Consider the following 18,787-nt stretch of genomic DNA (forward strand, 5'->3'; position numbering starts at 1 on the left):
TCGTCAATCCCTTTGTGAACTTCGGCTGCTGTCGACCGCGTTGTTTCGCATCCCCAGCAGCGCCGCAGCCACCGCGGCGGGCGCCTTCATCCAGGCGAAATGATCGCTGCGCACGCCAAGTTGTAGATCGTCCAGCGGCTGCACAGCGGCTGGTGCGCGCGGCATCTTGCGCAGCAATGTCTGTAGCGCTGCAGGCGGGCCGAAGGGATCGCGGGCAAGGGTCACCGCCGTGATCGGCACGGTGAGCGCGCCCAGTGCGCGTTCCAGATCCCATGCGGTGCCTGCTGCGCGATAGCGATTGCTGCGACCGACCCGGGCCCAGTCGGCGATCAGGCTGCGCGCCTCGGTGCCGGCAAAGCGCAGCGAGCGCCCAGGCAGCACGCCTTGCACGCGTGCCAGCCAGGGCAGGAGTCGATACGCCACTGGCAGCCCGTAGCGCATGGGGCGCGGGAACCGCCGCCAGTACGGCGAGCCGCTGGCGACCAGCCACAGCTGCGCGATCCGCGCCGGCTGCAAGGCTGCATGGCAGCAGGCCAGCTGCCCGCCCAGGCTGTGGCCGCCGACGATGTGGGAGTGCTGCGGATCGTGCAGCGCCATCAGCGCATGGCTGGCCGGAATGTCATCGGCCAGCAAGCTGCGAAAGCCCCAGTCGTGCTGGCGCGATGGGCGCAGCGTGCTGCTGCCGTTGCCGCGCCATTCGTGCAGATGCACCGCGATGCCGGCGGATGCCAGTGCTGTTGCAAACGGCAGGTAATGCCGTGCCGCCACGCCCAGCGCCGGCAGCCACAGCAGCGAGGCGACCGGCTGTGCGGGCGCGCAGCGGATCACCTGCCAGCGATGTCCATCCGCCGCACTGGCGGTCAGGCTGTCGCTGTGCACGCTCATGCGCCGGGCGCGGCGCCGAAGTGGTCGAGCACCAGCACCTCGCCATGGCCCGGGCGCTGGCCGATGCGGATGGCGCGCGCCACATAGTCGATGCCCGCTTCGCAGGCGTTGAGCAGCGACAGGCCCTGGCACAGCTGTGCGGCGATCGCCGCCGACAGGCTGCAGCCGGTGCCGTGCGCATCCACCTGCAGGCGCGGATGCAGGAACACGTCCTGGGTGACGCCGTCATCGAAGCGATCGATCACGCGCGCGCCCTCCAGCAGATGACCACCCTTGAGCAGCACCGCCTGCGCGCCGAGGTCGAGCAGGGCCGCGGTGGCATGCTCGGCGGCATCCGCATCGTCGATGCGGCGGCCGGTCAGCAGCTCGGCTTCGGGCGTGTTGGGCGTGATCAGCGTTGCCAGCGGCAGCAGGCGGCTGCGTAGTGCGTCCAGCGCGGCGTCCTCGAGCAGGCGCGCGCCGCTGGTGGACACCATCACCGGGTCCAGCACCACGAACGGGGGGCGATACGTTTCGAGCAGGTCGGCCACGCAATGGATGACCTCGGCATTGGCCAGCATGCCCAGCTTCACCGCCTGGATCTGGAAGTCGTCGAAACAGGCCTGCACCTGCGCCTGCAGGAAAGCGACCGGCGGAACATGCACCGCGGTGACCGCACGGGTGTTTTGCGCGGTCAGCGCGGTGATGGCAGACAGACCATGCACGCGGTGCGCGGCGAAGGTCTTCAGATCGGCCTGGATACCGGCACCACCGCCGGAATCGGAGCCGGCGATGGTCAAGGCGGACAGCGTGCTGGGCGTGGTCATGTGCCGATTCTGCACTGCCCGGGCGGCGCCTGTGCACAAGCGGATGCGAGGCATGCGCCCGCTGGCGCGAAGCAGCCTCGCGTCAGGGACTGCCGTTGACGGCGATTTCCGAAAACGCCCCGGTCTGCGGGTCGTACAGCGCACCCCAGAACGCGCTGCCACCGTCGCAGACCCGGATCGCCTCCCGGGCCGGCTTGACCGGCGGGTCGTTGGGCAGCTTGAAGGCGTTGATGTAGATCAACTGCTGGCCCTGGATCACCACGCCCACGTACTGGCGGTCGTACTCGCGCGGTTCGGCAATGGTCGGGGTCAGCGCATCCTGGCGCGACTCCAGCAGTTCGATCTGCTGCTGGCTGGGTGCCCAGTAGCCACTGATGCGTCCGGGCTGGCGGGCGGGGCTATCGCGCGAGCAGGTGTCCAGCACCTGCTCTGCGATGCCCTGGCGGCTGATGATCCAGGACTGCCCGCTCTTGAGGTTGGTCGGCACGCTGGACGGCGAGGGCGTGGTGGCGCAGCCGCCCAGCGCGATCGCCGCAAGCGCCAAGGCGCCGCGCAGGGGGCGCATCACAATACCTCCGAGGCGAAATCGGCCAGGCGCGAGCGCTCGCCACGGCGCAGCGTGATGTGCGCGCTGTGCGGCCAGGCCTTGAAGCGGTCCACCGCGTAGGTCAGGCCCGAGGTGGTTTCGGTGAGGTAGGGCGTGTCGATCTGTTCGACATTGCCCAGGCAGACGATCTTGGTGCCGGGACCGGCGCGGGTGATCAGCGTCTTCATCTGCTTCGGGGTGAGGTTCTGCGCCTCGTCCAGGATCAGATAGCGCGACAGGAAGGTGCGTCCGCGCATGAAGTTCATCGAGCGGATCTTGATGCGGCTGGCGAGCAGGTCGTTGGTGGCCGCGCGGCCCCATGAGCCGCCTTCCTGGTTGTGCGTGAGCACTTCCAGGTTGTCGGTCAGCGCGCCCATCCACGGGGTCATCTTTTCTTCTTCGGTGCCGGGCAGGAAGCCGATGTCCTCGCCCACGCTGACCGTGGCGCGGGTCATGATGATTTCGCGGTAGCGCTGCTGGTCCATCGTCTGGGCCAGGCCGGCAGCCAGCGCGAGCAAGGTCTTGCCGGTGCCGGCGGTGCCGAGCAGGGTGACGAAGTCGATCTCCGGGTCCATCAGGGCATTGAGCGCGAAATTCTGCTCGCGATTGCGCGCCGCGATGCCCCACACCGCGTGCTGGGTGTGGCGGAAGTCGTCGACCAGGCACAGCGTGGCCTTGCCGCCGCCGACCCGCGCCACGCGCAGTTCCACCTCGTCGTCGCCCGGCAGGTACAGGTACTGGTTGGGATACCAGTCCTCGTCCTCGGCCAGCACGATCTCGTAATGGGTGCGGCCACGCTCGTTCCAGCTACGCAGGTCTTCGTTGTGCTTCTGCCAGAAATCTTCCGGCAGTTCGACCGCGCCGGTGAACAGCAGGCTGAAATCGTCCAGTGCGCGGTCGTTCTGGTAGTCCTCGGCGACCAGGCCGCTGATATAGGCCTTGATGCGTAGGTTGATGTCCTTGGACACCAGGATGACCGGCACATCCGGATTTTCTTCGCGCAGCGCCAGCACCGAGGCCAGGATCTTGTTGTCCGGCAACATCGCGCCGAAGGTACGGCCGGGGTCGATCGGGTGGATCTGGAAGTACAGCCGGCCGATCGCCGCCTGGCCCTTGAGCTGGATACCCTGCGGGTGGCTGAGCAGGATGCCGGCCTGGATCTGCTCGGCATTGGTGTTTTCCAGCAATTCGTCCAGGAAGCGGCTGACCTGGCGCGCGTTGCGGCTGACTTCGGAGGTGCCCTTCTTGGCGTTGTCCAGCTCCTCGATCACCTGCATCGGCAGGAACACATCGTGTTCCTCGAACTTGAACAGCGCGGTGGGATCGTGCATCAGCACGTTGGTGTCCAGCACGTAGATGCGCTTGCCTCGGGTCATTGGGTCTTCCAGGTGATGGAGCAGGGGCGAGCCATCACGCCTGCCGGGGCAGGGTGATGGAGGACGCGGGAAACGAGGGATGTCACTGTTTGGCGTGCGCCTTCAACGCAGCCAGCACGGCGTCGGCATGGCCGGCCACCTTGACCTTGCGCCATTGCTGCACGATGCGCCCCTCGGGCGAGAGCAGGAAGGTGCTGCGCTCGATGCCGAGCACCTGCTTGCCGTACATGTTCTTTTCCTTGATCACGTCGAAGGCGCGGCACAAGGCCTCGTCGCCATCGCTGACCAGCGGGAAGGCGAACCCCTGCTTGGCGCAGAAATTATCGTGCGACTTCACCGAGTCGCGCGAGACGCCCAGCACCGCCGCGCCGGCCTTCTTGAGCTGCGGCAGCAGCGCATTGAAGTCCAGGCCTTCGGTGGTGCAGCCCGGAGTGCTGTCCTTGGGATAGAAGTACAGCACCAGCCACTTGCCGGCGTAGTGGCGCAAGGTGGTCTGCGCGCCGCCGGACAGGGCCAGCGGCAGGTCGAGGGTTGCGGCGGAAAGTTCGGTTGCTGCGTCGGTCATCGTTGCTTGGCCTTGAAGGGGAAAGGCGGTCGGCGGCCGATCAGGCCGGGCCGACATCCATCCCATCATAAGCAGCCACATGGAAACGTTTGGCGAGCGCATCGAACTCGGCATTGCGCTGATTCAGCGACTCCAGCGTGTGGTGCTCGCGCTTGTCCACGTGCAGGAAATACGACTGCTCGTCGTCGCCATCGTCTTCGTCGCGTTCGCCGAGGAAGATGTCGATGACGCGGTAGCCGTCCTTGGTCAGTTGTTCGGCCAGCTGTTGCAGCGGCTGTTGCGCCGGGTCGGCGAAGAAGTATTCCCAGCGCAGCGGACCGTCCAGATTCCAGTCGGTTTCCGAGCGGATGTGGTCGAACATCTGTTTCAGCGCGGACAGTGCGATGGCCATGGAGAACTCCTGCCTCAGAACTTCATCGGGTCCATGATCGCGTCGAGATTGAGGTGATCACAGAATTCCAGGAAATCGTCGCGCAAGGCGGCGATATGCATGTTGGCCGGCACGCCGATGGTCACCTGTGCCGAGAACATCTCCGCGCCGGTCTGCATCGCGCGGTAGCGGGTGCTCTGCAGGTTTTCGATGGTGATGCCCTGGCGGTCGAAGAAATCGGCCAGCTGGAACAGGATGCCGGGCTTGTCGGCGGCAATCACTTCGACGATGTAGGGCAGCAGGTTGGACTGCGCCTGCTTGGGGCCGGTGCGGTACCACACTAGTTTCAGGCCTTCCTCGCGCTCGAGGCGGGTCAGCATGGCTTCGAGCTTGGCGACCGAGTCCCACGAGCCGGTGGCCAGTGCGGTGACCGAGACATCGCGCCCGACCGTGGCCAGGCGGGCGTCCACGAGATTGCAGCCGCTGTCGGCGATGCGGCGGGTGACGGGCAACAGGGGGGACTCCGGATGCGTCGTGTAGGCGTTGATCAGGAGGTGGTTTTCGGTCGGCGAAGGCCGGGGAGTGGAGTCGGTCAAAGGGGCTTCCGGCATTGCATCAGGCTGAATGGCCGCCCGGGCAGGCGCCCTGGCGGTGACCAGCATACTTGCCCGTGCTTTCGCGCCGCAAGTAACATGCAGGTGGTCTCAACCCGCGCCCGCGCGGGCCTTTCCTGTCACGTAAGAGCAGCAGAATCTTGTCCCTTTCCGGCATCATCACCGCGCTGGCGACCCCCTTCGGTCCCGATGGCGCACTCGACCTGGATGCCTGGCGGCGGCTGCTGGAGCAGCAGCTGCACGGTGGTGTGCAGGGAATCGTGGTCGCTGGCTCCACCGGCGAAGCGGCCGCCCTGAGCGACGACGAATACGACACGCTGCTGCGTGCAGCGGTGGCCCAGGTGGCCGGCCGCGTGCCGGTGCTGGCCGGTACCGGCCTGTCCGGCACCGCCAAGACCATCGCGCAGACGCGCCGCGCCGCCGCGCTGGGCGCGCAATACGCGCTGGTGGTCACGCCGCCGTACGTGCGCCCGACCCAGGCCGGGTTGAAGGCGCATTTCCAGGCCGTGGCCGACCAGGGCGGGCTGCCGGTGGTGCTGTACAACGTGCCCGGCCGCACCGGTTGCGACCTGCTGCCGGAGACGGTGGCCGAACTGGTCGATCACCCCAACATCGTCGGCATCAAGGAGGCGCGTAGCGAATCCGAGCGCGTGGCCGCGCTGGTGGCGCTGCGCAGTGGCTCCTTCGTGGTACTCAGCGGCGACGATGGCAGTGCGGCGCAGGCGATGCTGGCTGGCGCCGATGGTCTGGTTTCGGTGGCCTCCAATGCCTTGCCTTCGGCCTACCGCCGCCTGTGCGATCTGTCGCGCAACGGGCGGCGCGAGGCCGCCTTGGCCTGGGACGCACGCCTGAGCGAGTACCACAGCTTCTGCGGTATCGAATCCAATCCCATCCCGGTCAAGGCGCTGCTGCAACGCGCCGGGATCGGGCAAGGCCTGCGCCTGCCGCTGCTCCCACTTTCCGCGGCGCACCAGCCTGCCGCCGACCGCCTTGCCGCCGACGCCATTGCGTTGGAAGCGCTTTCCAGCCGCGAAATGCTCGCGGCCTGACCCAGGAGATCTATCGATGCGTCATTCCGTTTCCCCCGTCCGCGTGCTGTCGCTCGCGTTGCTGGCGACCGCCACTGTCGCTGCCACGAGCGGTTGCAGCTGGTTCAAGAAGGGCGCGCGCGGCGACTATGCGCTGGCACCGGAAGCCCGCCCGCTGGAAGTGCCGCCGGATCTGAACCTGCCCGACACCTCCGGTGCGATGAAGGTGCCGACCCTGGCCTCCACCGCGCAGCAGAACACCAACACGCCGCCGTCGGCGAGCGCCAACAGCGGCTTCAACGTGCCGGGCGAGCGCGACGAGGTGTTCGCCAAGGTGGGCGCCGCGCTGGCCGATATTCCGGGCCTGACCATCGCCAGCAAGGCGCAGATGCTCGGCTCCTACGACGTGAGCTACGAGGGGTCCAGCTTCCTGGTACGCGTAGTCAAGGTGGAAGCCGGCAGCTACGTGTCGGCGGTGGACCCGCGTGGCATGCCGGCCACGGCGGCCGCGCCGGTGGCGGTGATCTCCTCGCTGAAGAGCAAGCTCGGCGGCTGAGTGGTTGCAGCACGGCCGGACAGCGAAACGGGCGCCTGGGGCGCCCGTTTCGTTTTGCGTCGCTTGTGGTGATGGCGCTGTGCGATTGCGCCAGGAACAGGCGGCCTCAGCGCTGCAGCAGCGGCAGCTTGTTCGGCTTGCCATCCCATTCGGCGGCATCGGGCAGCGGCTCCTGGCGCACGGTCAGCACCGGCCAGGCCTTGGCGAGCTCGGCATTGAGCGCGACGAAGGCCTCCTGGCCTGCCGGCACATCGTCTTCCGGATAGATCGCGTTGGCCGGGCATTCCGGTTCGCACAGGGTGCAGTCAATGCACTCGTCCGGGTCGATGACCAGAAAGTTCGGGCCAACGTGGAAGCAATCCACCGGGCAGACCTCGACGCAGTCGGTGTATTTGCACTTGATGCAGTTTTCGGTGACAACAAAAGGCATGGCGGAATCCGGCGTTTAGCCTGTCAATTCTAAAGCAGTCGGGGGACGGGTGTGGAGTTGGTGATCTTTGGGGATGCGTGCGATTTTTGCTGCGCCGGCTGCGTGCCGTCCTGCGCAGGTGGTGCCTGTCGGTTAGTCAGGTTGGCTGACGGCGGTGCGCGCTTGGAGCGGTGTTGGGTGAGTTCGTCAAGTCGGCTGTCTGCCGCCGTACCCTCACCCCAACCCCCGCTCTGCGCCCCGGCCCGCGTCCGCGGCGCTGGCGCTCCAAGGCACACGCGCCAGTGGCGCGTAAGCCGTGCTTTCTCGCCCCGCGGGAGAGGGGCTTGCCTCAAGCCAGCCCGCGTTGCCTGGCCAGCGCGAACAACCCTGCCGCAGCCAGATCTTCCGGGTGCAACTGGCTGTCGACGCCCACATGCTGCAGCGCCAGCGCGTAGCGTTGCGCCAGGGCGGGGCTGCCGACCAGGTGCACGGTGGTGTGCGTGCCACGGTGTTCGCGCAGTTCGTGGCCGATCAGCAGGCCGGAGAGGTAGGACGGCAGTGCCGCAGGGGACAAGCGGTCGAACAGGCCCAGCGTGCGGGTGCCGAACAGATGGTGGCTCAGCCCGCCCGGTTCGGCGCTGCGCTCGATGCCGAGCAGGAACGCGGGCGCGTCGAGCTCGGCGTGGGCGTCGGGGATCAGCTTGCCGAGGATGCTGTGCTGGCACAGCACCGCGTACAGCTCGCCGGTCATGACGGTGGCGAAGTCGGTCAGCTGTCCGTTGGCGAGCGTGGCCCACTTGCTGTGGGTGCCGGGCAGGCAGGCCACGTGGTCGCCCTCTCCCAGGCTGGCGAGCAGGCCGACCAGCTGGGTCTCTTCGCCGCGCATCACGTCGGGCACGCCGGTCCGCTCGCCTGTGCTGACGCCGGGCACGAACCACAACGTGCGGCCGGGCAGCAGGTCGTCGTAGCGACGCATGGCCGCGGCCAGGGTGGCGGTGTCGGTCGGGCAGGGCAGGTAGGCCTGTTCGACCCAGCCATTGCGGCTGCCGATCATGCCCGAGAGCAGCACCGGACCCTCCCAGCTGTCGATCAATGCGCTCAGCACGTCGGCAAAACGGCCCTGGCAGGCGAGGATGCCGTCGCTGCCGCGACGTTGGTCGAGCACGGCGCCACTGGCGTCGAGCAGGTAGGCGCGCAGGCTGCTGGTGCCCCAGTCGATGGCGATCATGCGCTGGCCACCCGGCTTTCGGGCAGGCCGGCGATGGCGAGGTCGCACACGAACAGGCTGCCGGCCTCGGGCATGCGCGCCAGTTCTTCGGCGCTATGGTCCAGGCGCGAGGAGATCACGTGCAGGCGATCCAGCGCCGCGCCGCCGAACGCACTGCAGGTGGGGTGCTTGATCGGCAACTGCACGATGCGCTCCACGCTGCCGTCGGGCCGGTAGCGCACCACGCGGCAGGCGCGCCATTGCGCATTCCACAGATGGCCTTGGCTGTCGATGATCGAGCCGTCCGGTTCGGCGTCGTCGCGGTCCAGGGTGGTGAACACGCGCGTATTGCTGGTCTGCGCAGTCTCCGGGTCGTAATCGCAGCACAGGATCTGCGGGCGCACCGAATCGCAGTAGTACAGGGTGCGGCCGTCGAGGCTGAAGCAGATCGAGTTGGGGATCGACACGCCCGGCAACGGCAAGGCGCGCAAGCCGTGCTTGAGCGAAAACTGGTAGAACGCGCCGCGTGCGGCCTTGCTGTCGTGTTCGTCCATGGTGCCGAACACCAGATTGCCGTGCCGATCCACGCGGCCATCGTTGCTGCGCGTGAGCGGGTTGTCGGCTTCGATGTCGGCCAGCTTCTCGAAGGGCAGCGCGTCTGCCTCGGTATTGTCCGGGTCGACGATGCCGATGGCCTTGGCCAGCGCGACCAGCACGCGGCCATCGTCCATCAGGCCCAGGCACCCCGGGCGATCGGGCAGCGTCCAGTAACGCGATTGCGCGGTGGCCGGATGATGCCGCCACAGGCGCTTTTCAACGATGTCGACCCAGTACAGCGCCTGGCGCTGTTCGCACCACAGCACGCCTTCGCCATGGGTGCAGCGGCTGTCGACCGCCAGTACGGCGGTGTGTTCGGGCGTGCTCACCATTCGGCGATGCTGCCATCGGCGTGACGCCACACCGGGTTACGCCAGTCGGGCGGATTTTCGTTGGCGCGCTTGAGCATGTCTTCGTCGATCTCCACACCGAGCCCGGGCTTGGGCAATGCGGCGATACTGCCATCGATACACTGGAAATCGTCCTTGTTGACGACGTAATCGAGCAGGTCGGCGCCTTCGTTGTAGTGGATGCCGATGCTCTGTTCCTGCAGCACCGCATTGTGCGAGACGAAGTCCACGTGCAGGCAGGCGGCCAGCGCGATCGGGCCGAGCGGGCAGTGCGGGGCGAAGCCCACATCGTAGGCCTCGGCCATCGCGGCGATCTTGACGCATTCGGTGATGCCGCCAGCGTGCGACAGGTCTGGCTGCACCATGCCGATGCCACCGGCGCACAGCACGTTCTTGAACTCGAAGCGCGAGAACATGCGCTCGCCGGCGGCCAGCGGAATCGAGGTGCTCGCGGCCAGGCGCGGGTAGTACTCGGCCTGTTCGGCCAGCACTGGTTCTTCGACGAACAACGGCTTGAACGGTTCCAGCTCGCGCAGCAGCGCCTTGGCCATCGGTGCGCCGACGCGGCCATGGAAGTCGATGCCGAAATCAATGGCGTTGCCGAAGGTTTCGCGGATCTCGGCCACCTTGACCACCGCCGCATCGACCGCGCGCGCGCTGTCGATCAGCTTCATTTCCTCGGTACCGTTGAACTTGAAGGTGTCAAAGCCCAGCGCACGGTAGTCGGTGATCTGCTGGATGATGGCGCCGGGGCGGTCGCCGCCGACCCAGCGATAGGTCTTCATGCGATCGCGTACCAGCCCGCCCAGCAGCTCGTACACCGGCACGCCCAGCGCCTTGCCCTTGATGTCCCACAGCGCCTGGTCGATACCGGCGATGGCGCTCATCAGGATCGCGCCACCGCGATAGAAACCGGCGCGGTACATGGTCTGCCACAGGTCGTTGATGCGCGCCGGGTCCTTGCCGACGATGTAGCCGGCCAGTTCATGCACGGCGGCCTCAACGCTGCGCGCGCGACCTTCGATGACAGGCTCGCCCCAGCCGGTGATGCCCTCGTCGGTCTCGACCTTGAGGAACAGCCAGCGCGGTGCGGCGTGGTAGGTGGTGAGGCGGGTGATCTTCATCCTTGCAGTTCCTGGTAGGCCTGCACGAACGCGCGTGCATGCGTCTGGGTTGTTTCGAGGGATTGGCCGGGTTTGTACAGTTCGCCGCCGATGCCGGCGCCGGCCGCGCCCTGGGCCATGAAGCCGGCCAGGGTCTGCGGGCTGACGCCGCCGACCACGTAGACCGGGATGTGCGTGGGCAGCACCGAGCGCAGGGCGCGCACATGTGCCGCGCCATAGGTGGCCGCCGGGAACAGTTTGAGGATGGTGGCACCGGCGTCGATGGCGTCGAAGGCCTCGCTGGCGGTGGCAAAGCCGGCCACCACGGTCAGCCCGCGCGCCACTGCATGGCGGATCAGGCTGGGACGCGTATTCGGGGTGACGATGAAGCGCGCACCGATCTCGGCAAGGGTGTCCACGTCTTCGTTGCGCAGCACGGTGCCGGCACCGATCCAGGCGCGCTGGCCATAGGTCTGCTGGGCCAGGGCGATGCTTTGCTCCCAGCGCGGCGAATTGAGCGGAATCTCGATCGCATCGAAGCCGGCCTCGATCAGCGCGCCGACATGGGCAGGCGTCTCTTCCGGCGTGATGCCGCGCAGGATGGCGATCAGCGGCAGGGCGAACAGGCTGGCGGTGGTGTCTGAGGTCATGCGGTTACTCGCGATAGAGCGGAAAGCGGCCATTGGCGGCCAAGCGGCCGGCAACGTCGGGGGAGCTTGCGCAACTGCGCAGGCGACAGGTCGCCGCCGATGCGCAATCCGGGAAGAAAAACGAAGTGCGGTGGCAGCGCCGCGATGCGATGCCGATGGGCACGCCCGGCATGCACACGCATGCAGCTACGGCCCGCAAGCGGCCGGCAAGTTGCCGTCATCGTCGTCCACCTCCGCGGTCATGGCGTACGTGTTATCGCCTGGTCGAGGCGGGTCACGTCTGTTCTGGCCGCGCCCGGGAGGTAGGGGCTCCTGTTGCGGCGAGCGCTAGCCTCGCGCGGTGAGATATGTGCTGCAAATGAAATTTTCGGCATATTCTATTCCTCCGACGAATACACGGCCGCAACCGCACCCCATGGCAAATTCCGGTACTCCCTGGTTCAACGCAGCCCGCCTGAAAACCCGTCAACTGTTGCTGCTGCTGCATCTGCACGAACAGCGCTCGGTCCTGCGCGCGGCCGAGGCCGCCAGCATGACGCAACCGGCCGCCTCCAAGCTGCTGGCCGAAATGGAGGACATGCTGGGGGTGAAGCTGTTCGAGCGGCATGCCCGGGGTGTCGAGCCGACCTGGTACGGACATGTGCTGATCCGGCGCGCCCGCGCGGCGATGTCGGAGATCGGCCGCGCGCAGGAGGAAATCGCCGCCCTGCGCGCCGGACGGATGGGGCAGGCGTCGATCGGCACCGTGGTCAACCCGGGCACCAACCTGGTGCCGCAGGCCATTGCCGAGGTCAAACGCGAGTTTCCCGACATCCTGGTGCGGGTGGAGATGGACTACAGCCGCCCGTTGGTGGCCAAGTTGCTGGATGGCCAGCTGGATATCGTGATCGGCCGCATCCTGGGGCCGGAAGGGGTGGGCGAGCTGGAGTTCGAGCCGCTGGCCGACGAGCCGCATTCGGTGATCGCCCGCGCCGGCCACCCGCTGGCCAGCCGCGCCGGCCTGCAGCATGCCGATCTGGTGCGGCATGGCTGGATCCTGCCGCCGGCCGACAGCGTGCTGCGCGCACGGCTGGATTCGATGTTCATGGAGCATGGCGTGCAGACGCCGACCAATGCCATCGAAACCTCGTCGCTGCCGGTCACCTCGACCCTGCTGCGTGGCACCGACATGCTGACCGCCTTGCCGGTGGAGTCGGTGGCGCCGCTGATCCAGGCCAAGCTGCTGACCGTGCTGCCGATCGAGTTGGGCGTGCGGATGGAGTCGTTCGGCATCATCCGGCGGCGCGATTACATCCTCCCGCCGGGTGCCGAGCGGATTTTGCAGGCGCTGCGCACCACCGCCAGGCGCCTGTACCCGGCGCTGCGCGGGCCGGAATCCTTTGCTTAACAGGCTCTTCCATTTGTATTCCTTGAGGTAATACCAGGATGTGAATTTTTCATTGGCTGGCGCTAGACCGGACGCCTATATCTGTGCACCAGATCGCACGCTGAAGCGCACGTGAAGTCGGGCAGGTGATCGGCGGCCAAGCCGCCTTGTAGGAGTTAAGTGAGGGCGGGCGCCAGCGTCTGTTCTGCTCGATCACGCGGCGCGCCCTGCGTCGCGACAACCAGTCTTCAGTCGTCTTGCGTCCTGGGAGGGATTCAGATGTTCAAGTTTTCAAGCCATGCCTCGGCGGGAACGGGCGTGCGCGCGCGTTGTCTGCCACCGTTGCGTCGTTCGGCCATGGCCATCAGCATCGGGCTGCTGCTCGCTGCGCCGGCGTATGCCCAACAGGCCGCGTCCCAGCAGAGCGCACCCTCGGGCAACGCCAGCAGCGCGGTCGATCTAGACACGGTGGAGGTGCGCGGCGTGCGCGCCAGCCTGATCAAGTCGCAGGTGATCAAGCGCGATGCTGCGCAGATCGTCGATTCGGTCAGTGCCGAAGACATCGGCGCGCTGCCCGACCGCAGCGTCACCGAAACCCTGCAACGCGTCAGCGGCGTGACCATCGACCACTTCGCCGCACGCAGCGACCCCGATCACTTCTCGGCCGAAGGCAGTGGTGTGATGATCCGCGGCCTGACCCAGGTGCGCGGCGAACTCAACGGGCGCGACATCTTCAGCGCCGCCAGCGGCCGTGGCCTGAGCTTCGAAGACGTGCCGGCCGAGTTGATGGCCGGCGTGGACGTGTACAAGAATCCCTCGGCGGAAATCATCGAAGGCGGGCTGGGCGGCACGGTCAACCTGCGCACGCGCATGCCGTTCGACAACCCGGGCCGCATCGTCGGCGGCAATGTCGACGTCAACTGGGGCGACATGAGCAAGAAGTACAAGCCGTCGGCGTCGTTCCTGTTCAGCGATCGCTGGCAGACCGGCGTCGGCGAGATGGGCTTCATGATCGACATCGCCCATTCGGAACTGGCGACCCGCTCGGACGGCATCCAGGTCGAGCCATACGTGCGCCGCACCGACGACGCGGTGCTGGCCGGCAGCGGCCGCAGCGAAGTGTTCGTTCCGGGCGGGGTCAACTGGCGCCAGCTGGATTTCGAACGCAAACGCGACGGTATCGCGGCCGCGTTCCAGTGGCGGCCCAGCGACCAGACCGAGATCTATGCGCAATACCTGCGCTCGCGCTACGACATGAACTGGCAGGAGCGCGCGGCGTTCTTCAACGACAGCAACAACAGCATCAGCCCGGCGCCGGGCACCACCTTCCAGTACGACCAGAACGGCGTGTTCCAGCGCGGATCGCCGGTGTCCAACTCCTGGCGCGGCCTGCTGACCGGCGACGGCGTGCGCTTCAATACCGACAACCGCTATTCGGATCAGCAGACCACCACCTCCGACCTGTCGGTGGGCTTCAGCCATTACTTCAACGACAACCTGCAGATCAAGGGCGATGTGCAGCTGGTGCAGTCGGAGAACGACCAGCTGGACTTCACCGTGTTCAGCGCGACCTATCTGCCTGGCCTGACCTACGACGTATCGGGCAAGTATCCGAGCGTGCAGATCGCCAACCAGGGCTTTACCCAGGACCCGTCCAACTACTTCTGGGCCGCGGCGATGGATCACCTGGGCCACAACCGCGGGCGGCAGCTGTCCACCCGCGTGGATCTGGAATACACCTTCCAGGACAGCAGCTGGCTGCGCTTTGCGCGCTTCGGCATGCGCGCCACCGACCGCAACCAGACCAACAAGAACTCCGGCTATAACTGGGGCGTGCTGTCGGACAACTGGGCGGCCATCCCCGGTAGCGCCAATGGCCTGGCCAACATGTCGCAGTACCTGCCGAACGAGTCCTCGCAGTTCACCTTCTCCAACTTCTTCCGCGGCGGCGTGAACGTGCCGACCACCTTGATCGTGCCCAATGGCGGGCTGGTCCGGAACTACGGACGCGCATCGGATCTGCTGCAGCAGCAGATCGTGGCGCTGCGTGGGTGGGGCTGGGCACCGGATACCTATCAGCCGCAGGACACCAACCGGCAGTTCGAACGCACCCAGGCCGCCTATGCGGCGCTGTACTTCGGCAACGAGGAAGCGCTGGGGGTGCCGGTGGACGGCAACGTCGGCGTGCGGATCGTGCAGACCAAGACCCAGGCCGAAGGCTTCGGTCAATTTCAGGATCTGTCCGGCCTGAACGTGTCGCCCGAGCTGCAGGCGCGCTACACCGGCCAGTATTTCGACAACAACTCGCAGGGCAGCTACACCAACGTGCTGCCCAGCCTGAACCTGCGCGCGCGTTTCACCGACAGCCTGCAATGGCGCTTTGCCGCATCCAAGGCGATGGCGCGCCCGGACTACACCCAGCTGCAGCCGTATGTGCTGCTGAACGTGGAAACCGACGACGCCGGCAACGCCACCAACTTCGTCGGGACTGCGGGCAACCCGACCCTCAAGCCGATGCGGGCCAATCAGTTCGACACCGCGCTGGAGTGGTACTTCGACACCAGCGACATGCTCTATACGACGCTGTTCTACAAGAAGGTCAAGGACTACTTCTCCACCCAGACCCGCGCCGAGACCTACGACAACCGCCAGTGGCTGGTGACCCGGCCGTACAACACCGACGAAGGCACCATCCGTGGCGCCGAAGTGGGCTACACGCAGTTCTTCGACAGCCTGCCGGGCTGGATGAGCGGCTTCGGCGTCAATGCCAACTTCACCTTCGTCGACAGCAAGGGCGGCGCCAATACCGCCATCGATCCTTACACCCGGACCACCGTGGAGGGTGTCGACCTGCCGCTGGAAGGCCTGTCGCGGCGCAGCTACAACCTAGCCGGCATCTACGAGAAGGGTCCGCTGTCGTTGCGCCTGGCCTACAACTGGCGCTCGCGCTACCTGTTGACCACCAGCGACGCGGCGACCCGCCTGCCGACCTGGGCCGACGATTATGGTCAGCTCGATGGCTCGTTCTTCTATCGCTTCAACGAGCATCTGCAGCTGGGCGTGCAGGCCAACAACCTGACCAACACGGTGACCAAGGTGCTGATGGGCCCGACCTCGTACGAGGGCGGCGAAGTGGACACGCGGCTGTACACCCGCTCGTCCTTCGTCAACGACCGGCGTTATTCGCTGGTGCTGCGCATGAACTGGTAAGTGTGCGCAGTCACGCCTCGACTGTGAAGCCAGCCGCGCAGTCGAGGCTGTTTCGCGCTGATCGGCAGGTCTGGCCGCAATGCCAGACCTGTCAGGTTTCGCGCGGTTGCTATAGGTTTAAAGAATAGATTTCCAGGAATATTTCATTGGTGTGGCATGACGGCCGCACCCTATGCTCCCGCCGCAGTCGCAGGTCTGCCCGTCAGGGCGACCACGCATCCGCATGACCGGCAATGGCCGGATGGCAGATGCAGGCCAGCAACAACGACGGGCAGGGCGTTTGCGCACCGGCCCGCTAAAACGAGCAGTACATGCGTCCTGGGAGGGAGCACCATGTCAGTGCAACATCGCCACATTCCGGCAGGCCGGGCTGTGGGTCAGCGTTCGATCCGTGATTTCCGCCGCTCCGTGATGGCCATCAGTGTGGCCACGCTGTTGAGCGCGCAGGCCTATGCGCAGGATGCGACCACCACTGCTGCACCGGCGTCGGATGCGACCACCCAGCAGCTGGACACGGTGCAGGTCACCGGCACGCGCAGCAGCGTCACCAAGGCGCAACTGGTCAAGCAGAATGCCGAACAGATCGTCGACTCCATCGTCGCCGAAGACATCGGCAAGCTGCCCGACAACAACGTCGCCGAAGCATTGCAACGCATCTCCGGCATCCAGATCTCGCGCAACTACGGTGAAGGCAGCTCGATCGCCATTCGTGGCCTGACCCAGGTGCGCACCGAGCTCAATGGCCGCGATATCTTCACCGCCAACGACGGCCGTGGCCTGAGCTTCGAAGACGTGTCGGCCGAACTACTCGGCGGCGTCAACGTGTACAAGAACCCGTCGGCCGACATGATCGAAGGTGGCCTGGGCGGCACCGTCGACCTGCGCACGCGCCTGCCGTTCGACTATGAAGGCCGCAAGATCGCCGGCAGCGTCCAGTACAACTATTACGACTTGGCCGACGACGGCAAGCCGGCGTTCTCGGGCTTGTTCAGCGATCGCTGGCAGACCGGCATCGGCGAGATCGGCATCCTGGTGAACTACTCGCAGCAGAAGAGCCCGTTCCGCCAGGACACCATCTCGATCGAGCCGTGGTACACCCAGACCGATCTGCCGGGCTACGAAGGCCAGGGCATCTCGGTGCCGCACGGTGCAGGCATCAATACCACCATCGGCGAGCGCGAGCGCAAGACCGGTGCGTTTGCGATGCAGTGGCGTCCCAACGACGATGTCGAGGTCTATACGCAGGTGCTGCGGTCGGACTACGACTTCAGTTGGCACGACTATTCGTTCTTCGCGCTGACCGGCGCCAACCCGATGCAGGGCTTGCCGGGCATCCAGGTCAACAACCGCAACGAATTCGTCAACGGCTCGTTCCAGAACGTGCCGACCGAATCCAATACCAGCCTGACCGAGCGTCACTCGGTGACCACCGACTACTCGCTGGGCGCCAAGTGGACGGTCAACGAAAAGCTGACCCTGAGCACCGACTTCCAGTATGTCGATGCCACCACCAAGGGCACCCGCTACATCATCGCCACCGGGCAAGACACCAGCCCGCAGTTCAACGTCGACTTTCGTGGCGATCTGCCGCGCCTGTCGGTGACCGATGCCAGCGGCGCAGAAGGCTACCTGGCCGATGTCAACAACTACGATGGCTGGCGCTGGCACCTGGACAACAAGGACGACAATAAGGGCACCGAGTTCGCCTGGCGTTCGGACATGGATCTGGCGTTCGACAGCGATTTCGTGCGCAGCTTCAAGGCCGGCGTGCGCTACACCGACCGCGATGCCGAGACCAAGGGCAACGTGTGGCGCTTCATGTGCATCAACGATTGCTCGGGCACGCCGTTCTCGCAGTTCCCCAGCATCGGTCTGGTGGCCAACCCCATCACCGACTTCTTCCGCGGTGAGAGCAGCACCTTCGGTCGCACGCTGACCGCCTCGGACGCAGCGGTGGCCAATTACGAACAGAGCCTAGCGACCTTCGGTGCCAGCCCGCTGGAATTTGCGCCCAACAACATCAACACCCAGAACGAGAAGACCTACGCGGCCTACGGTGTGTTGCGCTTCGGCGTGGATGGCGACATCCCGTTCGACGGCAACATTGGCGTGCGCGTGGTCCGTACCGAAGTCGGCTCGCAGGGCGTGCGTACCGGCACCGATGCCGAAGGCGGCGGCCTGATTCCGGTCGATGCGCAGCAGACCTATACCGACGTGCTGCCTAGCCTCAACTTGCGCTGGATGCTGAGCGACCAGCTGCAGTGGCGGTTTGCGGCCTCGCGCGGCATTTCGCGCCCGACGTTCGACAAGCTCAACCCCAACCTGAGCCTGAGCACCGGTACCTCCAACGGCGCCTCGACCTTCACTGGCAACGCGGGTAACCCGAGCCTGGAAGCGGTCAAGGCCGACCAGTTCGACACCGCGCTGGAGTGGTATTTCGGCCAGGGCTCGATGATGTACGGCACCGTGTTCTACAAGAAGGTGGAAGGCTTCATCGCCAACGCCGTCTTCAACGAGGTGTACGACGGCCAGGTGTGGCAGATCACCCGTCCGGTCAATGGCGACTCGGGCAAGATCCGCGGCGCGGAACTGGGCTATACGCAGTTCTTCGACTTCCTGCCGGGCTGGCTGAGCGGCTTCGGCCTGCAGACCAACTACACCTACGTCGACAGCGAGGCGCCGAGCCCCACCGCCACCGATACCAATGGCCAGGCGCTGACGGTACCGCTGGAAGGCCTGTCCAAGAACAGCTACAACGCGATCCTCAGCTACGAAAACAAGCGCTTCCAGGGCCGCGTGGCCTACAACTGGCGCAGCGACTGGCTGGTGACCACCGCGGGCAACGGCACCGGCAACCTGCCGGTCTACAACAAGGGCTTCGGCCAGTTGGATGCCTCGCTGCGTTTCAACCTCAATGATGTGTGGTCGATTTCGCTGGATGGCGTGAACCTGCTCGATACCCGCCGCGAGAGCTATCTGGGTGTCGAGTCGCGCTACCGCGACTTCGTGATCAACGATCGTCGGTATGGCCTGACCTTACGGGCCAGCCTGTAGAACGCGCCGTAGGAAGTGCGTCTCCGGTCCGGCGAGCTGTGCAGGCAGCTCGTCG

17 protein-coding genes are annotated in these 18,787 nt (G+C 66.0%); 5 read left to right on the forward strand and 12 right to left on the reverse strand.

Annotation, left to right across the window (positions count from 1 at the left end; all coding sequences use genetic code 11):
• Nucleotides 1-3: 3 nt before the first annotated feature.
• The 7 genes from XcodCFBP4690_RS07950 to XcodCFBP4690_RS07980 all read right to left on the reverse strand — a co-directional run bounded on the left by XcodCFBP4690_RS07950 (nt 4) and on the right by XcodCFBP4690_RS07980 (nt 5,250).
• Complete coding sequence (locus XcodCFBP4690_RS07950; protein WP_104540445.1) at nt 4-885, reverse strand: alpha/beta hydrolase family protein; 882 nt, start codon at nt 883-885, stop codon at nt 4-6.
• Nucleotides 882-1,691 carry a bifunctional hydroxymethylpyrimidine kinase/phosphomethylpyrimidine kinase gene (gene thiD, locus XcodCFBP4690_RS07955; protein ID WP_167394517.1) on the reverse strand — a complete coding sequence of 270 codons (810 nt, stop codon included), beginning with the start codon at nt 1,689-1,691 and terminating at the stop codon, nt 882-884. Before thiD ends, XcodCFBP4690_RS07950 begins: the two co-directional genes overlap by 4 nt.
• Nucleotides 1,692-1,773: 82 nt before the next feature.
• Nucleotides 1,774-2,256, reverse strand: a complete 483-nt coding sequence (locus XcodCFBP4690_RS07960; protein WP_104540447.1) for a hypothetical protein — start codon at nt 2,254-2,256, stop codon at nt 1,774-1,776.
• Nucleotides 2,256-3,653 (reverse strand): PhoH family protein, encoded by a 1,398-nt coding sequence (locus tag XcodCFBP4690_RS07965; protein WP_104540448.1) that lies wholly within the window; start codon nt 3,651-3,653, stop codon nt 2,256-2,258. Before XcodCFBP4690_RS07965 ends, XcodCFBP4690_RS07960 begins: the two co-directional genes overlap by 1 nt.
• An 82-nt stretch (nt 3,654-3,735) precedes the next feature.
• The gene (locus XcodCFBP4690_RS07970) at nt 3,736-4,218 is read right to left on the reverse strand and encodes a peroxiredoxin (protein WP_104540449.1); all 483 of its coding nucleotides are present in this window, start codon (nt 4,216-4,218) and stop codon (nt 3,736-3,738) included.
• A gap of 40 nt (nt 4,219-4,258) precedes the next feature.
• A complete protein-coding gene (locus XcodCFBP4690_RS07975) occupies nt 4,259-4,609 on the reverse strand; it encodes a ribonuclease E inhibitor RraB (protein WP_167394518.1) in 351 nt (116 codons plus the stop codon).
• Nucleotides 4,610-4,623: 14 nt separating this feature from the next.
• On the reverse strand, nt 4,624-5,250 hold the full coding sequence (locus XcodCFBP4690_RS07980; protein ID WP_011036914.1) for a glycine cleavage system transcriptional repressor: 627 nt from the start codon (nt 5,248-5,250) through the stop codon (nt 4,624-4,626).
• Between the two features lie 92 nt (nt 5,251-5,342).
• On the opposite strand from XcodCFBP4690_RS07980, the gene dapA reads away from it, so the two are divergent.
• Both dapA and XcodCFBP4690_RS07990 read left to right on the forward strand, forming a co-directional pair.
• Nucleotides 5,343-6,251 (forward strand): 4-hydroxy-tetrahydrodipicolinate synthase, encoded by a 909-nt coding sequence (gene dapA / locus XcodCFBP4690_RS07985; RefSeq protein ID WP_104540450.1) that lies wholly within the window; start codon nt 5,343-5,345, stop codon nt 6,249-6,251.
• 16 nt (nt 6,252-6,267) lie between these two features.
• Nucleotides 6,268-6,786: a hypothetical protein gene (locus XcodCFBP4690_RS07990; RefSeq protein WP_104540451.1), complete on the forward strand. Its 519-nt coding sequence runs from the start codon at nt 6,268-6,270 to the stop codon at nt 6,784-6,786.
• 106 nt (nt 6,787-6,892) lie between these two features.
• Here XcodCFBP4690_RS07990 and fdxA read toward each other — a convergent pair whose 3' ends face one another.
• From fdxA to XcodCFBP4690_RS08020, 5 genes are all read right to left on the reverse strand, one after another.
• Nucleotides 6,893-7,216: a ferredoxin FdxA gene (gene fdxA / locus XcodCFBP4690_RS07995; protein WP_039404267.1), complete on the reverse strand. Its 324-nt coding sequence runs from the start codon at nt 7,214-7,216 to the stop codon at nt 6,893-6,895.
• Between the two features lie 328 nt (nt 7,217-7,544).
• A complete protein-coding gene (locus tag XcodCFBP4690_RS08005; protein WP_104540453.1) occupies nt 7,545-8,423 on the reverse strand; it encodes a 2-dehydro-3-deoxygalactonokinase in 879 nt (292 codons plus the stop codon).
• Nucleotides 8,420-9,331, reverse strand: a complete 912-nt coding sequence (locus XcodCFBP4690_RS08010) for an SMP-30/gluconolactonase/LRE family protein (RefSeq protein ID WP_104540454.1) — start codon at nt 9,329-9,331, stop codon at nt 8,420-8,422. The genes XcodCFBP4690_RS08005 and XcodCFBP4690_RS08010 overlap by 4 nt, the downstream gene beginning before the upstream one ends.
• Nucleotides 9,325-10,473, reverse strand: a complete 1,149-nt coding sequence (dgoD, locus tag XcodCFBP4690_RS08015; protein WP_104540455.1) for a galactonate dehydratase — start codon at nt 10,471-10,473, stop codon at nt 9,325-9,327. Before dgoD ends, XcodCFBP4690_RS08010 begins: the two co-directional genes overlap by 7 nt.
• Entirely contained in the window at nt 10,470-11,102 is a 633-nt protein-coding gene (locus XcodCFBP4690_RS08020) for a 2-dehydro-3-deoxy-6-phosphogalactonate aldolase (protein ID WP_104540456.1), read from the reverse strand. Before XcodCFBP4690_RS08020 ends, dgoD begins: the two co-directional genes overlap by 4 nt.
• A gap of 415 nt (nt 11,103-11,517) precedes the next feature.
• On the opposite strand from XcodCFBP4690_RS08020, the gene XcodCFBP4690_RS08030 reads away from it, so the two are divergent.
• The 3 genes from XcodCFBP4690_RS08030 to XcodCFBP4690_RS08040 all read left to right on the forward strand — a co-directional run bounded on the left by XcodCFBP4690_RS08030 (nt 11,518) and on the right by XcodCFBP4690_RS08040 (nt 18,732).
• The gene (locus XcodCFBP4690_RS08030) at nt 11,518-12,489 is read left to right on the forward strand and encodes a LysR family transcriptional regulator (RefSeq protein WP_104540457.1); all 972 of its coding nucleotides are present in this window, start codon (nt 11,518-11,520) and stop codon (nt 12,487-12,489) included.
• A 336-nt stretch (nt 12,490-12,825) separates the two neighbouring features.
• Complete coding sequence (locus tag XcodCFBP4690_RS08035) at nt 12,826-15,678, forward strand: TonB-dependent receptor (RefSeq protein ID WP_430523609.1); 2,853 nt, start codon at nt 12,826-12,828, stop codon at nt 15,676-15,678.
• Nucleotides 15,679-16,011: 333 nt separating this feature from the next.
• Nucleotides 16,012-18,732, forward strand: a complete 2,721-nt coding sequence (locus XcodCFBP4690_RS08040) for a TonB-dependent receptor (RefSeq protein WP_104540459.1) — start codon at nt 16,012-16,014, stop codon at nt 18,730-18,732.
• Nucleotides 18,733-18,787 lie beyond the last annotated feature (55 nt).

It is taken from the genome of Xanthomonas codiaei, assembly GCF_002939785.1.
In the GTDB taxonomy this organism is placed as follows: Bacteria; Pseudomonadota; Gammaproteobacteria; order Xanthomonadales; family Xanthomonadaceae; genus Xanthomonas; species Xanthomonas codiaei.